The organism is Micromonospora sp. NPDC052213, from assembly GCF_040679695.1.
Classification (GTDB): Bacteria; Actinomycetota; Actinomycetes; order Mycobacteriales; family Micromonosporaceae; genus Micromonospora.
Genome location: NZ_JBFAVI010000169.1, coordinates 1 through 15589, shown reverse-complemented (window position 1 = coordinate 15589; position 15589 = coordinate 1). Strand labels below are relative to the sequence as shown.

Below are 15589 nucleotides of genomic sequence, written 5' to 3'. Positions count from 1 at the left end.
GGGTGACCGGCCGCAAGCTCTTCTTCCAGTTCCGCGGGCACGGCCGCTCCGACGCGCCGCCCGGCCCGTGGAGCTACCTGGACCTCGCCCGCGACGCCAGGGCCGTCGTCTCCGCGTCCAGGGCCGGCGTCGCCAGGGCCAGGTGGGCCAGGGACACCGCGACGGGCACCGGGCGCAGCCGCGCCACCGCCGCGACGTCGGCCAGCCGCTCGGCCACCACCCGCGCCACGTCGGGGCGCACCGCCGGGTCGACCCAGGCGGCGGTGACCATGGCGAACAGCGCCGCCTCGGTGATCCAGTCCTCGACGCCCCAGACCAGGTCCAGCAGCACCCGGCGGCGGGTCGAGGTCGCCCAGGGCTCGTCCGTGCGGTGGTGCAGCAGGCCGAGGCAGGCCCACACCTGGACGCAGCGCACCCAGAGCGAGGGGTCCTGCCCCAGCACCCGGCCCAGCGCGGTGGGCGGCGCGTCCGGCGGGTGCGCCAGCAGGCCGACCAGGTCGGCCAGGTCCAGGGTGGCCAGGCCCACCGCCGCGTCGTACGCCGCCGGGGGGTGCGGCCACGCCGGGTGGGCGAGCTGCCGCAGCCGCGCGGTCGCCTCCGCCGAGGGCGCCGGCACCGCGGGCGCGACCGTCGTCCCCTCCCAGCGCCAGAGCCGCCGGGCTTCCGCCCGCCGGGGCTCGCGCGGGTCCGGCTCCGGCACGCCGGCCACCTCGACCCGCAGCGCCGGCACGGCCGTGGCGACGGTACGCAGCGCGCTCGGCGGCGCGGGCGAGTCCAGCAGCACGGCGGCGCCGACCCCGCCGTGGTCGTCGGCGACGGCCTGACGCAGCGCGTCCACCACCGCCCCGGCCGCCGGGGTCACCTGCCCGAGCCAGGCCCGGCCGCGGCAGCACTCGGCCAGGTCGCCGTGCTCGTGCGAGTCGTCCGGGTGGTCCCGCACGAAGTCGGCGAGCGCGACCAGGTGCGCCACGTCGCCGTCGCGCTGGTGCCGCAGCCGGTGAGCGGTGTGCACGGCGCAGTCGAAGGTGGGATCCCGGGCGAGGGCCCGGTCGATCCAGTCGAGCGCCTCGTCGAGCCGTCCGATGTCGGCGAGGGTGCCGGCGATGTCGGCGTACACGGCGAGGTCGTCGGGGTCGTGCGCGACGGCGCGGCCGAGTGCCGCCAGCGCCTCCCAGGTACGGCCGGCGCTGCGGTACGCGTACCCGAGCCACACCTCGCCGATCTTCGACGGCTCCGCGCGTACGCCCCGGGCGGCCCAGCGGACCGCCAGGGCGACCTCGCCGACCCGCCGGGCCAGCGCGGACGCCGCGCCGAGCAGCAGGCCGTGCTCGGCGTGGACGGTGACCGCGTTGCGGGCCAGCGCCAGGTACGGGGCCAGCGCCGCCCGGTCGGCCCGGGGCGCCGGGTCGGGCACGGCGGCGCAGACCTGCATCAGGATGCGGGCGGTCCGGTCCGGTTCGAGGCGTTCGGCGAGTTCCGGCGCGGTCACCCAGGGCACGCCGGCCCAGTCCGCCCCCGGGGCGTGCCCGGTCGCGGCGACCAGCAGGTCCAGCCCCTCGGCGGGCCGGCCGGCGGCGGCCAGCAGGTGGGCGCGGGCGACCACGGCGCCGACGAAGGCGTGGTGGTGCAGCGGGAAGAGGTCCACGCCGCCGGCGCCGTCGGCGGCGGCGAGCCGGGCGAGCGTCTCGTGCACCTCGGGCAGGGTCGGGGCCTGGGCGAGCGCGGCGGCGACGTGCCCGGCCGCGTGCTCCAGGTCGCCGGAGTCCATGGCGAGCCGGGCGAGGGCAAGTTCCTCCGCCGCGGGCAGCGCCCGGTCGTCCTCGGCCACGGCGTCCTCTCACTCGTCGGTGCTCCGGTGGGCCGGGCAAGCCTAGGTGATGTTGCACCGACGCGGTGATCAACTGCGCACTCCTGCTCGTTCGATTGCTCTGATCAGATCAAAGATGCAAGACTGAGCAGGAAACGCGCGGCAACCGCGCAGTGGGAGGAGTTTTCCGTGACGCGTGCAGGGGCTGGCATGGCCGCCGACATCGACGAGCAGCCGGCGGGCTACGCCCGGCTGCTCTCCGCCGAACACGCCGGGCCGATCGCCCGGGTGGCGGCGGTCATCGCGGAGCGCCGACCCCGGCACGTGGTCTTCACCGCCCGGGGCACCTCCGACCATGCCGCCCTCTACGGGGCGTACCTGACCGAGATCCGGCTCGGCCTGCCCGCGGGGCTCGCCTCGCCCAGCGCCGTCACCGTCTACGGCGCCCGGCCCGACCTCTCCGACGCGCTGGTCGTCGGCGTCAGCCAGAGCGGCGGCTCGCCGGACCTCGCCGAGGTGCTGCGCACCGCCCGCGCCTCGGGCGCGCTGACCCTGGCCGTCACCAACGCGCCCGACTCCCCGCTGGCCGACGTCGCCGAGCTGAGCGTCGACATCGCCGCCGGGCACGAGCGCGCGGTGGCCGCCACCAAGACGTACACCGCCGAGCTGCTCGCCCTGCTGATGCTCGTGGAGGGCATCCGGGCCGGCGACGGCGCGCTGCCCGCCGACGAGCGCGACGCGCTCGCCGCCCTGCCCGAGCTGGCCGCCCGCACCCTGGACGACCCCACCCCGGCCCAGCTCGCGCCCCGCTACCGGTTCGCCGGCCAGCTCGTCACCACCGGCCGGGGGTACGCGTACCCGACCGCCCGCGAGGCCGCGCTGAAGCTGATGGAGACCTCCTACCTGCCGGCGCTGGCGTTCTCCGGCGCCGACCTGTTGCACGGCCCGCTCGCCATGACCGACCCCGACGTGCCGGTGCTCGCCGTGGTCGGCTCCGGGCCGGGTGGCCGGTCGATGGGCGAGGTGCTGCCCCGGCTCGGCGAGCGCCGCGCCGACGTGGTGGTGGTCGGCTCCGCCGACGTCGAGGGCGCCACCCGGATGGCCGTCCCCGAGGTCGACGAGCGGTACGCCCCGCTGCTCGACATCCTGCCGCTGCAGCGCCTGGCGCTGGCGCTGGCGCTGGCCCGGGGCGAGGACCCGGACGCGCCGCGGGGGCTGAAGAAGGTCACCGCGACGATGTGACGCCCGGCGTGGCACGCTGGTCAGCGTGTCCACGTTGCGCGACCTCGCCGAGGAGCACACCCTCCTCCGTCCGGCCGACATCGACCACCTGCACCGGATCGCCGGCGACTGGCAGTTGCTGTCCGACCTGTCCTTCGCCGACCTGCTGCTCTGGGTGCCCGTGGACGGTGACGGGACGTACCTCTGCGTCGCCCAGGTCCGGCCGACGACCGCCCCCACCGCGTACCTGGACGACCAGGTGGGGCGGATCGTCGGCGGGCCGGAGGTGGCCCACCTGGAGGTGGCCCACCGGCAGGGCCGGATCTGGCGGGAGGGCGACCCGGTCTGGTACGGCGACGTGCCCGCCCGGCACGAGGCGATCCCGGTCCGGCTGCGCACGACCGACGGCGAGGCCGGCGAGGTGGTCGCCGTGGTCGGGCGGGACACCAACCTCTCCACCGCGCGCACCCCGAGCCAGCTGGAGCTGAACTACCTCACCACCGCCGACGACCTGGCGCAGATGATCGCCGACGGCACCTTCCCGCCGCCGCGCCACCCGGGGGAGACCACCTCGGCGCCCCGCGTCGGCGACGGGCTGGTCCGGCTCGACGCCGGCGGCAAGGTCACCTACGCCAGCCCGAACGCGCAGTCGGCGTACCGGCGGCTCGGCTACGCCTCCCACCTGGTGGGCGAGGACCTGGCGGCGCTGCACCGCCGGCTGGCCGGCGACCCGCTGGAGGGGACGGACGCGGCGAACGGCATCCTCGCCGCCCTGCGCGGCGAGGCGCCGCCCCGTCGGGAGATCGACGCCCGCGGCGCCACGATGCTCACCCGGGCGCTGCCGCTGATGCCCGCCGGAGTGCCGATCGGCGCGCTGGTGCTGGTCCGGGACATCACCGAGGTACGCCGCCGCGACCGCGCCCTGATCACCAAGGACGCCACCATCCGGGAGATCCACCACCGGGTGAAGAACAACCTCCAGACCGTCGCCGCCCTGCTGCGCCTCCAGGCCCGCCGGGTGTCCATGCCGGAGGCCCGGGTCGCCCTGGAGGAGTCGGTACGCCGGGTCGCCTCCATCGCGCTGGTGCACGAGACCCTCTCCCTGTCCAGCGACGAGGCGGTCGAGTTCGACGGCATCGTGGACCGGGTGGCCAGCGCGGCGACCGAGGTGGCGGCGGCCGAGTCGACGGTCGGGATGCGGCGGACGGGGAGCTTCGGGGTGCTTCCCGCCGAGGTCGCCACGTCGTTGGTGATGGTCCTCAACGAGCTGCTGCTCAACGCCGTCGAGCACGGCTTCCCGCCGGCCGCCGAGGCGGTGGCCGCGCCGGACGCGGCCGGCGCGGTCGGCGCCGCGCCCGAGGTGGTGGTGTCGGCGCACCGGTTCCGCAAGATGCTGCACGTCTCGGTGACCGACAACGGGCGCGGGCTGCCGCCGGACTTCGACGCCGAGCGGGGCGGCAACCTCGGTCTGCAGATCGTCCGAGCGCTGGTGACCGGCGAGCTGCGCGGCACGATCGAACTGCGCGACGGCGCGAACGGCGGCACCGAGGCGACGCTCGTGGTGCCGCTGGCCCGCAGCGCCCCGGAGGGCCGCGCCGCCGGCTGACCCGCCGCGGGGCGGTCCGGTCACCGTCGTCGCCCCGCCGCCGCGCCACTCGTCCCCGGTCCCGGCGGCGACGCGGCGGCCGGCCGGCGGGGATCCGCGGGCCCGGGGTCGGGTCAGCGGGTGAGCAGCGCGACGGTCAGGCCGGGGCGCTGCCAGACCCGCTCGACGGTGTAGCCGGCGCGCAGCGCGTCGCCCTTGGCGCCCGGCACGGCGGCCAGCGGATCGTCGCGGCGGCCGGCCACGACCAGCCAGACCCGCTGCGTGCCGGCCAGGCACTCGGCCGGCTGGCCGCACTCGGCGGCCCACAGGTCGCCCCGGCGGGCCTGGTCCTCGGTGGCCAGCACGTCCCGGGGACGGCGGTCGCCCAGGTGGTAGCCGAGGCCGAGGTCGAGGAAGAGCCAGCTCTCGCGGGGCGAGTAGACGACGGCGTCCCCCGGCCGCTGACCGTCGGCGACGACCCGGGCCGCCCCGCGGTAGTCGACCGCGGCGCTGCGCGGCCACTCGTGCGTCCGCCGCAGCGCCGCCTGGTCGGGCAGTCCGAGCAGCCCGGCCAGGGCCACCACGGCCAACGCGGGCGGCAGCGGCACCGCCGCGAGCGCCGCGCCGGCCAGCAGGCAGCCGAACGGCACGACGAAGAACAGGTAGCGGGACACCCAGAGGGGCACGACGGCGCCGGCGGCGAAGAGCAGCAGCACCGGCAGCAGCACCGCGCACCCGGGCAGCAGGGCGCGCCGGCCGAGCCCGGCCGCCCCGAGCGCCGCCAACCCCACCAGCAGCCCGCCCACCACGCCGCTCTGCGCCACCCCGCCCGGCAGCGCCGTCAGGTCGGTCAGCCGGACCGTGTCCACCCAGTCGAGCTGCCGGGACCGCTGACCCCTGGCCAGCAGCACCAGCGGGGTCACCAGCAGCGCGGCCGGCACCAGGGCGAGCGCCCAGCGCAGCGGGCGGCTCGGCGGGCCCTCGCGGTGGGCGGCGAGCACCGCCACCGCGTGCGCGGCGAGCAGGGTGAGCGCGACCAGGTGGGTGAGCCCGAGGGCGGCCACGGCGGCGGCGTACGCGGCCCAGCGGGGCCACCCGGGCCGGGCCAGCGCCTCGACCAGGAGCAGGGTCGCCAGCACCGCGAAGAACGCGGCCAGCGCGTACGGGCGCGCCTCCTGGCCGTACCGTGAGGTGCCCGGGAGCACCGCGAGGAGCAGCCCGGCGACCAGCCCGGCCCGGGTGCCGGCCAGCCGCTGCCCGAGTACGGCGGTCAACCCGGCGGTGGCGGCCATGGCCAGCGCGGCGGGCAGTCGCAGCGCGGCGACCGAGTCGCCCGCGAGCGCCACCCAGGCGTGCATGAACAGGTAGTAGGGGCCGGTCGCGGCGTCGATGGTGCCGGCGAGCCGGACCAGGTCCCCGGGTGACCGGGTCGCCGCGCTCCAGGTGGCCAACTCGTCGCGCCACGGTTGCGCGTGGCCGATCCCGGTCAGCACGACGGCCAGGGTGGCCAGCGTCGGGCCGACCCAGACCAGGCGGGGCGCGCGGACCGGCCCGCCGGGCGCGTCGCCGGCGGGCGGCGGCGCGGTCAGCCGGCCCGGACCACCGGCAGACAAATCAGAAGAACCGGTCACATATCGCAGCGTCACACAGCCGGGCCGTGCGTTGTGCCGGTCCACGGATCAGTCGTCGGCGTCGTTCCCGGGGCGCGTCGCCCGTGATGTGGGATCACGCACGCGTTCGTTGGCCGGCCCCCACCCGGTGTGGCAGCATGACTCCATGACCGCCGCCGTCGTCCGCCGCTTCGTGGCCCGCCGCCACGTCGACTACGGCCGCGTGCGCAGCGCCATCTGTCCGGCCCACTGACGACGCCCGACCAATCTGTCTCGGGCGCGCCCCCGCGCCGGCTGTTCCGACACCGTTGTCCCCAGCCCGTCCCGACGGGCCGGCCGCCGCGCCCGCGCGTCCCGAGGCACCCCAGACAACGGAGGACGCCGCCATGGCGGTCAGCAGCATCCCGGCCCGGGCCGGTGACCCGACGGCCCCCCGACCGGCCCGGACCCCGCGCCGCCCGCGCGGCGAGGGCCAGTGGGCACTCGGTCACCGCGAGCCGCTCAACGCCAACGAGCGGATCAAGAAGGACGACGACCCGCTGAACGTGCGGGCCCGGATCGAGAACATCTACGCCCACCACGGGTTCGCCTCGATCGATCCGCAGGATCTGCGCGGCCGGTTCCGTTGGTGGGGCCTCTACACCCAGCGCAAGGCGGGCATCGACGGCGGCCGGACGGCCGTGCTGGAGCCGCACGAGCTGGAGGACGAGTTCTTCATGCTCCGGGTCCGGGTGGACGGGGGCGAGCTCAGCCTGGCGCAGCTGCGGGTGGTCGCGGAGATCTCCCGCGAGTTCGCCCGGGACACCGCCGACATCACCGACCGGCAGAACATCCAGTACCACTGGGTCCGGGTCGAGGACGTGCCGGAGATCTGGCGCCGGCTGGAGTCCGTCGGCCTGCAGACCACCGAGGCGTGCGGCGACTGCCCCCGGGTCGTGCTGGGCAGCCCGGTGGCCGGCGTCGCCCGCGACGAGCTGGTCGACCCGACGCCGGCGGTCGACGAGATCGTCCGCCGGTACGTCGGCGACAAGGACTTCTCCAACCTGCCGCGCAAGTTCAAGACCTCCATCTCCTGGCTGGTCGACACGCCCTACGAGGCGAACGACATCGCGTTCCTCGGCGTGGACCACCCGGACCACGGCCCGGGCTTCGACGTCTGGGTGGGCGGCGGGCTGTCCACGAACCCGATGCTGGCCCAGCGGCTCGGCGTCTGGGTGCCGCTGGCCGAGGTGCCGGACGTCTGGGCCGGCGTGGTCGGCATCTTCCGCGACTACGGCTACCGCCGGCTGCGCAACCGGGCACGGCTGAAGTTCCTCGTCGCCGACTGGGGCGTGACGAAGTTCCGCGAGGTGCTGGAGAAGGAGTACCTGGGCCGTGCCCTGCTCGACGGGCCGGCCCCGCGGCTGCCCGACAGGCCGGTGGACCACATCGGCGTGCACCCGCAGCGTGACGGGCGCAACTACGTCGGCGCCGCCCCGGTGGTCGGGCGGGTCTCCGGCGGGCAGCTCGCCCGGCTGGCCGACGTCGTCGAGGCCCACGGCAGCGACCGGGTGCGGCTCACCCCGTACCAGAAGCTGCTGGTGCTGGACGTGGCGCCGGAGCGGACCGACTCGCTGGTGCGGGAGCTGCGGGGGATCGGCCTGGAGGCGCAGCCGTCGGCCTGGCGGCGCGGCACGATGGCCTGCACCGGCATCGAGTACTGCAAGCTGGCCATCGTCGAGACCAAGGCCCGGGGCGAGGAGCTGGTGGCCCGGCTGGAGGAGCGGCTGCGCGACTTCGACGCCGACATCTCCATCCACCTCAACGGCTGCCCCAACGCCTGCGCCCGCACCCAGGTCGCCGACATCGGCCTGAAGGGCCAGCTGGTGGTCGGCCCGGACGGTCGCCAGGTGGAGGGCTTCCAGGTCCACCTCGGCGGCGGGCTCGGCATGGCCGAGGGGCAGACCGCCGGCTTCGGCCGCAAGCTGCGCGGCCTGAAGACCACCGCCGAGGAGCTTCCGGAGTACGTGGAACGCCTCGCCCGGCGCTACCTGGCCGGGCGGGAATCCGGCGAGACGTTCGCCAACTGGGTGATCAGGGTCGACGAGGAGGAACTCCGATGAGCGAGACCCGTTCCGCGCCGCTGTACTGCCCCTACTGCGGGGAGGAGGACCTGCGGCCGAGCGAGGCCGGCCACGGCGCCTGGGAGTGCCACGCCTGCGCCCGGGTGTTCTCGGTGAGGTTCACCGGCCTGCTCGGCCGGGCGGTGGCCCGGTGAACGGGGGCACGGGCGAACCGTCGGGCCTCGTCTCCGCGGCGGGCCTGGGCCTGGTCGGCGTCGGTGGCCCGAAGCCGGCCGACCCGGCGCGTCGCGCCCCGGACGAGCTGCGCGCGCTGGCCGAGGAGGCCGGGCGGGAGTTGGAGGGCGCGCCCGCGCTGGAGATCGCCCGTTGGGCGACCGCGACCTTCGGCGACCGGTTCTGCGTCACCAGCTCGATGGCCGACGCCGTGCTGGCCCACCTGGTCTCCCGGGTCGCCCCCGGGGTGGACGTGGTCTTCCTCGACACCGGCCTGCACTTCCCGGAGACGCTGAAGGTCCGCGACGAGGTGGCCCGGACGCTGCCGGTGAACGTCCGGTCGATCCGGCCGCGGCTGACCGTCGGCCAGCAGGACGGCGAGTACGGCCCCCGGCTGTTCAACAAGTCCCCCGACGACTGCTGCCAGCTCCGCAAGGTCGAGCCGCTGGAGCGGGCGCTGGCCGGGTACGACGCCTGGGCCGCCGGGCTGCGCCGGGACGAGTCGCCGACCCGGGCGAACACGCCGGTGGTGACCTTCGACGCCCGCCGGGGCAAGGTCAAGGTCAACCCGATCGCGGCCTGGCGGCAGGCGGACGTGGACGCCTACGTCGCCCGCTGGAACGTGCCGGTGAACGAGCTGTTCAGGCAGGGCTACGGCTCGATCGGCTGCTGGCCCTGCACCCGCCGCACGAAGGCGGGGGAGGATCCGCGGGCCGGCCGGTGGGCCATGTTCGAGAAGACCGAGTGCGGCCTGCACGTCTGACCGGGCCGGGCCCGGCCGCTCCCGCACCGGGGGCGCCCGGGCCGTGGGGGGCGGCCGACCCCGTGGTCCTGGTCGCGCACGGCAGCCGGGATCCGCGCGCCGCCGAGGCGACCCGTGCGCTGGCCCGGGCGGTGTCGACGGCCCGGCCCGGCACGCCGGTGCTGGCGAGCTGGCTGGACCACACCGAGCCGGGACCGGCCGCGGTGCTGCGGGACCTGGCCGGCGCCGGGTATCGCCGGTCGGTGCTGGTGCCGCTGCTGCTCACCGCCGCGTACCACCGGCGGGTGGACATCCCGGCGGCGGTGGCGGCGGCCCGCGCGGCGGGGCCGCCGATCGCGGTACGGGTGACCGACGTGCTCGGCCCCGCCGACGGTGAGATCGACGGCGGGCTGCTGGCCGGCCTGCGCCGGCGGTTGGGCGAGGCGGAGCCGGGGCGGTTCGACGGGCTGGTGCTCGCCGCCGCGGGCACGAGGGACGCCCGGGCGCGCGGGTCGGTGGGGCGGGTGGCCGCCGCGCTGCGCGCCGGTTTCGGGGTGCCCACCCGGGTGTCGTACGCCTCGGCCGCCCCGCCGGCCGTCGACGCGGCGGTGGCCCGGCTACGTGCCCGGGGCGCCCGGCGGGTGGCGGTGTCGGCCTACTTCCTGGCTCCCGGCCTCTTCCACGACGCCGTGGCCGGGGCGGCGCGGGACGCCGGCGCGGTGGCGGTGTCCGCCCCGCTGACGGACGCCCCGGAGCTGGCCGACCTGGTCCTGCGGCGCGTCGACGCCGCCGCCGGGGTGGCCGGGGTCACGGCCCGCCCGTGATCGGAAAGGCGCCCCGGTGGGTACGTGAGCGGGGTGCGGACAGCGAGACGCCCCGGCGGGCGGACCCGGCCGGGGCGTGCAGCTGTGGTGCGTGGGATCAGGCGGAGTGAGCGCGCAGCACCCGGAGGCCACCGCGACGCTTCACGGCGCGCCGCTCCTCCTCGCTCATCCCGCCCCAGACGCCAGCGTCCTGACCGGACTCCAGCGCCCACTGCAGGCACTGGTCGGTCACGGAGCAGCGCCGGCAGACGGCCTTGGCCTGCTCGACCTGCAGGAGAGCCGGTCCGGACGTCCCGATCGGGAAGAACAGCTCCGGGTCCTCGTCGCGGCAGACAGCATGGTGACGCCAGTCCATGGCGGCAACACTCCTCATTCTGGGTGGGTGGCAGATATTGCTTTGGTGCTTTTCCTATATGCATCCGCAGCGCCGACGGTGACGGTTCGCGTCCGCCTATTCGGCAGTGCGTGAGCAGGCTGTTGTTGGCCCCGCGGACCTGCTGGAACAGCTCAACCTGCCGAGCATATCCAGGCAATGTCCCGGTAACTCAAGTTCGCTTGTGAATACTTTCACGAACGCTCGGGATGTCAAGGGTGGCGCTCGGAAAAACTCCAGGCGGTGAGCAAGCCCACAACCCATTTGTCCGGATTCCGGCGTCTTCCCGGTTACCCGGCGTACCACAGTCGAGGATCAATATAGTACAGTCCGCGTGACATTGCTGACATTTCCGGCACCTGCCTCTCGGTGTGGCGGCCGCTCCGGTCGGTGCGGCCGTCGCCGCGTCGACCTACGGCAGTACCCGAGACCTAGCAGATTACTCTCAGTGCGGCGGGAATGGATGTGAATCTGACTTTCTCCCGCTCGCCGAGGTAGTCGCCGTCGAGCTGGAACGCCTGCGGGCGGGCCGATAGCAGGGTGAACTCCGCGACATCGTGCAGTTGCAGCACCTGGCGGCCGTGCGGGTCGGGCGTCCGGGCGAAGAACTGCGTCACCGTCCGTGTCGTGCTGGCGACCCGGAGCTGCCGCAACGCCAACACGTCCAGGCCCAGGTCGAACGACGCCTCCGGGTTCGGGTTGACCTCCCGGTCGCCCAGGTACGTCCACGGCGCGGTGTTCTGGATGATGACCGTGGCCAGCTCGCCCTCCGCCGGCTCGCCCGGCCGCTCCAGGCTGATCGCCGGATGCCGTCGGTCGGAGTTGAGGAAGTACTGGGCGACCGTGGCACGGAAGTAGAGCGCGGGGGTGGAGACCCGACCCCGCCGGCGGGCCTGCTCCACCCGGTGGATGACCGCCGCGTCGACGCCGAAGCCCGCGCAGAAGGTGAAGTAGCGGTCGTCGGCGCGGCCGAGCCCGATGGTCCGGTACCGGCCCAGCCGCAGGCCCTCCAGGATCATGCTGGCCCCGTCCGGCCAGTCCCGGGGCAGGCCGAGCGCCCGGGCGAAGACGTTCGTCGAGCCTCCGGGCACGGTCGCCAGGGCGGGCAGCCGCTCGGCCGGCGAGGCGGCGCCCGGCATGGTCGGCGGCTCGGCCGTCATCAGGCCGTTGACCACCTCGTTGACCGTGCCGTCGCCACCGAGCGTGACGACGACGTCGACGCCCTCCTCGGCCGCCTCCCGGGCGAGGTCGGTCGCGTGCCCGCGCCGGCGGGTGTAGCGCACGGAGAGGTCGACTTCGCTGCGCAGCGCCCGGACCAGCACGTCCCGGCTGCGCTCGCTCGTGGTGGTGGCCTTCGGATTGACCACCAGGACGGCCCGCATGGGCGGCACTGTACCGCGCGGTAGCCCGGGTATCGTGGCGCGCGTGACCATCGACTCGGACCCGATTCCCGTCACCCTCCGCTGGGCGGTCCGGCTGCTGCGGGGCGAGGCGGTCGCCGTGGGGCTGGTCGCCGCGTGGCTGGTCTGGGCCGATCTCACCGCCGCCACCACCGACCTCACCTCGGCGTTGCTGGTGACCGCGTTCGCGGTCGGTGCGGCGGCGGCGCTCTGGGCGCTCGGCGGCGCGCTGGCCCGGCGCCGGGCGGGCGCCCGCGCCCCGGCGATCGTGCTCCAGCTCATGCTGCTGCCGGTGGGGTGGTTCATGGTCCAGGGCGGGGTGGCCTGGCTCGGCGTACCGCTGATGGCGCTCGGTCTCGGCGTCACCGCGCTGCTGGTGAGCACCCCGACCACGCGGGCCCTCGGCTTCGAGTGACGCCCCGCCGGGGTACCGGAGCGGCCGGCGGCGCACCGCCGGGGCGGTCGGCTCAGTACCCGGAGGCGCGCCGGGTGAGCAGCGAGATGGTGGCCCGGCCGTCGGCGGCGCTCGCGGACGCCGACGTGGTGAGCGCGGTGAGCACCTTCCAGGCGAACGACGACTCCGCCGGCAGCGTGGCGCCCCGGACGGTCGGCACCGTCACCTCGACGGTGAGCGCGTCGTCGGTGACCGCGAAGCGGCAGTCGAGTTCGGCGTCGCGGGTGGCGATGGCGAGCAGCATGGCGCACGCCTCGTCCACGGCGATGCGCAGGTCCTCGATCTCGTCGAGGGCGAACTGGAGCCGCGCCGCGAGCCCGGCGGTGGCGGTACGCAACACCCCGAGGTAGCCCCCGTCCGCGGGCACGGTGAGGTGCACGACGTCGTCGTCGGTCGTCGGCTGCCCGGTCAGTTGAGTCACCACTCATCCCCCCGGTCGGGGACTCTACCCGCTCGGTCGCCCGGACGTGTGGGGGCCGCCACGTGCCTGCGCGGCCAGGCCGGCCAGGGCGTCCCCGCTGAGCCGGTAGGGGACCCACTCGGACATCTGCCGCGCCCCGATCGAGGCGTAGAAGCCGGCGGCCGGGTTCCAGTCGATCATCCACCACTCCAGCCGCTGGTAGCCCCGCTCCACGCAGATCGCGGCGAGGGTCGCCAGCAGCAGCCGCCCCGCGCCGGTGCCCCGGGCGGCCGGGCGGACGTAGAGGTCCTCCAGGTAGATGCCGTGCACCCCGGCCCAGGTGGAGAAGTTGAGGAACCACAGCGCGAAGCCCACCGGCTCGTCGTCGGCGTCGACGGCCACGTGCCCGTAGAGCGCCGGGCTACGACTGCTCCAGCCCGGCGCGTCCGACGCCGCGCCGCGACCTGGAGCAGTCGCGAACAGGGCGGCGGTGAGCTGTTCCTCCGTGAGGTGGCACTCGTCGGCGGCGCGTTCGTACGCCGCCAGCTCGTGCACCATGGCGACGACGGCCGGCACGTCCCCGGGACGTGCCGGCCGGATCGTCGGCGGACCGGCGAGGCTCACGCCTTCTTGGTCTCCCAGAAGATCTTGGAGATCTCGTCGATCTTCTGCAGCAGCTCGTCGGCCTTGGCCGGGTCGGTGCCGCCCTTCGCGCCGGCGGCGCCGGCCAGCTTGGTGGCCTCGTTGAACAGCTGGTGCAGGTGCGGGTACTTCTCGAAGTGGGCCGGCTTGAAGTAGTCGGTCCAGAGCACCCACAGGTGGTGCTTCACCAGGTCGGCGCGCTGCTCCTTGATCAGGATGGCGCGGGTGCGGAACTCCGGGTCGGTGTTGGCCTGGTACTTCTCGCAGATCGCCTTCACCGACTCGGCCTCGATCCGGGCCTGGGCCGGGTCGTAGACGCCGCAGGGCAGGTCGCAGTGGGCGCTGGCGGTCACGCGGGGCGTAAGGATGCGTGGAAGTCGCATCAGGATCCTCCATGGGAAGTTTGCGATGATCCAACACGACATTACTCCTGGACGTGTGCCGAGAGGCCGGGTGGAGGTGAAACCGATGGGGGCGGCTCACCCGGCAGGGGCACCGCGGCTGCGGTGGCCGCTGACCGCCGTGCTGGTGACCGGTCCGTCCATGTCGCCCACGCTGCGGCACGGCGACGCGGTGCTGGTCCGCCCCGGCGGGCGGGCCGTCCGTCCCGGCGACGTCGTGGTCGCGGTGTTCCGCAGCCGCCCCGAGCTGCTCGTGGTCAAGCGCGCGGTCCGTGCCGAGGACGGCGGCTGGTGGCTGACCGGCGACAACGACCTCGTCACCGACGACTCCCGGGCGTACGGGGTGGCCGACGTGCGGGGCCGGGTGGTGGCGCGCTACTGGCCCCGCCCCGGACGGGTGCGTCGGCGACGGTTATGACCCCGCTCACATCGGTGTGACGGGGGCGACACTATGCTCGGGGCGTGCCCGGGTGACCCCCGCACCGCGTGTCGCCGCTGGGCGCCTCACCTCGCGCCCGCGCCGGCCGCTCCGTCTGCTCGACAGATCCTGGAGTCACCATGTCATCGTCCATCGTGGACCCCGCTGATCCCGTCTTCCGGCTGCACCGGGGCGGCAAGATGGCCGTCGCCTCGACCGTCCCGCTGACCAGCCGGGAGGACCTCTCCCTCGCGTACACCCCGGGTGTGGCCCGGGTCTGCGAGGCGATCGCCGCCGACCCGGGTGTCGCCGACGACTACACCTGGGCCGCGCACACCGTGGCCGTCGTCACCGACGGCTCGGCCGTACTCGGGCTGGGCAACATCGGCCCACGCGCGGCGCTGCCGGTGATGGAGGGCAAGGCGGTGCTGTTCAAGCAGTTCGCCGGCGTCGACGCCGTGCCGGTCTGCCTGGACACGCAGGACGTGGACGAGATCGTCGCGGTGGTGCGGGCGCTGGCGCCGTCGTTCGGCGGGATCAACCTGGAGGACATCAGCGCCCCGCGCTGCTTCGAGGTGGAGCGCCGGCTCGACGAGGCCCTGGACATCCCGGTCTTCCACGACGACCAGCACGGCACCGCGATCGTCGTGCTCGCCGCGCTGCGCAACGCGGCCACGCTGCTCAACCGCAAGCTCGGCGACCTGCGGGTGGCGGTCAGCGGCGCCGGCGCCGCCGGGGTGGCGGTGACGAAGATGCTGGTCGCCGGCGGCGTGGACCCGGACCAGGTGGTGGTCTGCGACTCCAAGGGCATCATCGGCCGGCACCGGGCCGGGCTGACCGACACGAAGGCCGAGCTGGCCGCGATGACGAACGCCGACGGCCGCGAGGGCGACATCGCCGAGGCGCTGCGCGGCGCGGACGTGCTGATCGGCGTCTCCGGCGGGCAGATCCCGGAGCAGGCGGTGGCCGGCATGGCGGCGGGGGGCATCGTCTTCGCGCTGGCCAACCCGACGCCGGAGGTGCACCCCGAGGTGGCCGCCCGGCACGTGGCCGTCGTCGCCACCGGCCGCAGCGACTACCCGAACCAGATCAACAACGTGCTGGCGTTCCCGGGCGTGTTCCGGGGCGCGCTGGACGCCCGGGCCACCCGCATCACCGACGGCATGAAGGTGGCCGCCGCCGACGCCATCGCGGGCGTCGTGGCCGAGTCGCTCACCGCCGAGGCGATCGTCCCGTCCCCGCTCGACCCCCGGGTCGCCCCCGCGGTGGCCGAGGCGGTCGCCGAGGCCGCCCGCCGCGACGGCGTCACCCGCTGAACGCGGAGGGGCCCTTCCCTGTCGCCCGGGCGACAGGGAAGGGCCCCTCCGCACACCCCGGGCCCCGGAGGAAGCCGTCTTGTCGAGATAGGAAGAGCGTCGGGGAGGGAAACAGTGTCT

Annotated in this window: 15 protein-coding genes and 2 pseudogenes; 10 read left to right on the top strand and 7 right to left on the bottom strand. The window is 75.3% G+C overall.

All coding sequences use genetic code 11. The features are described 5' to 3' along the window. Positions 1-107, top strand: a pseudogene (locus AB0L34_RS28005) (alpha/beta hydrolase); the annotation flags it as partial. Between the two features lie 8 nt (positions 108-115). Here the strand turns inward: AB0L34_RS28005 and AB0L34_RS28000 are convergent. Beyond that, a pseudogene (locus tag AB0L34_RS28000) lies at positions 116-1828 on the bottom strand (tetratricopeptide repeat protein); the annotation flags it as partial. Positions 1829-2017: 189 nt separating this feature from the next. Here AB0L34_RS28000 and AB0L34_RS27995 point away from each other — a divergent pair. Both AB0L34_RS27995 and AB0L34_RS27990 read left to right on the top strand, forming a co-directional pair. Continuing rightward, entirely contained in the window at positions 2018-3049 is a 1032-nt protein-coding gene (locus AB0L34_RS27995) for an SIS domain-containing protein (RefSeq protein ID WP_350704155.1), read from the top strand. A gap of 25 nt (positions 3050-3074) precedes the next feature. After that, the gene (locus AB0L34_RS27990) at positions 3075-4634 is read left to right on the top strand and encodes a histidine kinase N-terminal domain-containing protein (protein ID WP_357462348.1); all 1560 of its coding nucleotides are present in this window, start codon (positions 3075-3077) and stop codon (positions 4632-4634) included. A 113-nt stretch (positions 4635-4747) separates the two neighbouring features. Here AB0L34_RS27990 and AB0L34_RS27985 read toward each other — a convergent pair whose 3' ends face one another. Next, a complete protein-coding gene (locus tag AB0L34_RS27985; protein WP_363707981.1) occupies positions 4748-6202 on the bottom strand; it encodes a glycosyltransferase family 39 protein in 1455 nt (484 codons plus the stop codon). A 407-nt stretch (positions 6203-6609) separates the two neighbouring features. On the opposite strand from AB0L34_RS27985, the gene AB0L34_RS27980 reads away from it, so the two are divergent. The 4 genes from AB0L34_RS27980 to AB0L34_RS27965 all read left to right on the top strand — a co-directional run bounded on the left by AB0L34_RS27980 (position 6610) and on the right by AB0L34_RS27965 (position 10065). Continuing rightward, a complete protein-coding gene (locus AB0L34_RS27980) occupies positions 6610-8325 on the top strand; it encodes a nitrite/sulfite reductase (protein WP_363707975.1) in 1716 nt (571 codons plus the stop codon). Next, positions 8322-8480 carry a hypothetical protein gene (locus tag AB0L34_RS27975; protein ID WP_350703763.1) on the top strand — a complete coding sequence of 53 codons (159 nt, stop codon included), beginning with the start codon at positions 8322-8324 and terminating at the stop codon, positions 8478-8480. Before AB0L34_RS27980 ends, AB0L34_RS27975 begins: the two co-directional genes overlap by 4 nt. Then, positions 8477-9262, top strand: a complete 786-nt coding sequence (locus tag AB0L34_RS27970; RefSeq protein WP_363707973.1) for a phosphoadenylyl-sulfate reductase — start codon at positions 8477-8479, stop codon at positions 9260-9262. Before AB0L34_RS27975 ends, AB0L34_RS27970 begins: the two co-directional genes overlap by 4 nt. 62 nt (positions 9263-9324) lie before the next feature. Further along, positions 9325-10065, top strand: a complete 741-nt coding sequence (locus AB0L34_RS27965; protein WP_363707979.1) for a CbiX/SirB N-terminal domain-containing protein — start codon at positions 9325-9327, stop codon at positions 10063-10065. A 97-nt stretch (positions 10066-10162) separates the two neighbouring features. On the opposite strand, the gene AB0L34_RS27960 is transcribed toward AB0L34_RS27965, so the two are convergent. Beyond that, on the bottom strand, positions 10163-10420 hold the full coding sequence (locus AB0L34_RS27960; RefSeq protein ID WP_007072794.1) for a WhiB family transcriptional regulator: 258 nt from the start codon (positions 10418-10420) through the stop codon (positions 10163-10165). Between the two features lie 449 nt (positions 10421-10869). Then, entirely contained in the window at positions 10870-11820 is a 951-nt protein-coding gene (locus tag AB0L34_RS27955) for a diacylglycerol kinase family protein (RefSeq protein WP_357462340.1), read from the bottom strand. 43 nt (positions 11821-11863) lie between these two features. Between AB0L34_RS27955 and AB0L34_RS27950 the strand changes: the two genes are divergently transcribed. Further along, on the top strand, positions 11864-12253 hold the full coding sequence (locus AB0L34_RS27950; protein ID WP_357462337.1) for a hypothetical protein: 390 nt from the start codon (positions 11864-11866) through the stop codon (positions 12251-12253). Between the two features lie 52 nt (positions 12254-12305). Here AB0L34_RS27950 and AB0L34_RS27945 read toward each other — a convergent pair whose 3' ends face one another. The 3 genes from AB0L34_RS27945 to sodN form a co-directional block, all read right to left on the bottom strand. After that, positions 12306-12713 (bottom strand): ATP-binding protein, encoded by a 408-nt coding sequence (locus tag AB0L34_RS27945; RefSeq protein ID WP_350703755.1) that lies wholly within the window; start codon positions 12711-12713, stop codon positions 12306-12308. Positions 12714-12737: 24 nt separating this feature from the next. Continuing rightward, positions 12738-13250 (bottom strand): GNAT family N-acetyltransferase, encoded by a 513-nt coding sequence (locus tag AB0L34_RS27940; protein WP_363707977.1) that lies wholly within the window; start codon positions 13248-13250, stop codon positions 12738-12740. Between the two features lie 62 nt (positions 13251-13312). Then, positions 13313-13717 carry a superoxide dismutase, Ni gene (gene sodN, locus AB0L34_RS27935; protein WP_357462334.1) on the bottom strand — a complete coding sequence of 135 codons (405 nt, stop codon included), beginning with the start codon at positions 13715-13717 and terminating at the stop codon, positions 13313-13315. A gap of 85 nt (positions 13718-13802) precedes the next feature. On the opposite strand from sodN, the gene AB0L34_RS27930 reads away from it, so the two are divergent. Continuing rightward, positions 13803-14153 carry a S24/S26 family peptidase gene (locus AB0L34_RS27930; protein ID WP_357462332.1) on the top strand — a complete coding sequence of 117 codons (351 nt, stop codon included), beginning with the start codon at positions 13803-13805 and terminating at the stop codon, positions 14151-14153. A 140-nt stretch (positions 14154-14293) separates the two neighbouring features. After that, positions 14294-15469, top strand: a complete 1176-nt coding sequence (locus AB0L34_RS27925; protein ID WP_363707970.1) for an NADP-dependent malic enzyme — start codon at positions 14294-14296, stop codon at positions 15467-15469. Positions 15470-15589: the final 120 nt, after the last annotated feature.

Coding starts and splice junctions, on each gene's coding strand:
- AB0L34_RS27960 (WP_007072794.1), bottom strand. CDS start 10,420: ATGGACTGGCGTCACCATGCTGTCTGCCGCGACGAGGACCCGGAGCTG.
- sodN (WP_357462334.1), bottom strand. CDS start 13,717: ATGCGACTTCCACGCATCCTTACGCCCCGCGTGACCGCCAGCGCCCAC.
- AB0L34_RS27955 (WP_357462340.1), bottom strand. CDS start 11,820: ATGCGGGCCGTCCTGGTGGTCAATCCGAAGGCCACCACCACGAGCGAG.
- AB0L34_RS27975 (WP_350703763.1), top strand. CDS start 8,322: ATGAGCGAGACCCGTTCCGCGCCGCTGTACTGCCCCTACTGCGGGGAG.
- AB0L34_RS27930 (WP_357462332.1), top strand. CDS start 13,803: ATGGGGGCGGCTCACCCGGCAGGGGCACCGCGGCTGCGGTGGCCGCTG.
- AB0L34_RS27940 (WP_363707977.1), bottom strand. CDS start 13,250: ATGGTGCACGAGCTGGCGGCGTACGAACGCGCCGCCGACGAGTGCCAC.
- AB0L34_RS27980 (WP_363707975.1), top strand. CDS start 6,610: ATGGCGGTCAGCAGCATCCCGGCCCGGGCCGGTGACCCGACGGCCCCC.
- AB0L34_RS27995 (WP_350704155.1), top strand. CDS start 2,018: ATGGCCGCCGACATCGACGAGCAGCCGGCGGGCTACGCCCGGCTGCTC.
- AB0L34_RS27925 (WP_363707970.1), top strand. CDS start 14,294: ATGTCATCGTCCATCGTGGACCCCGCTGATCCCGTCTTCCGGCTGCAC.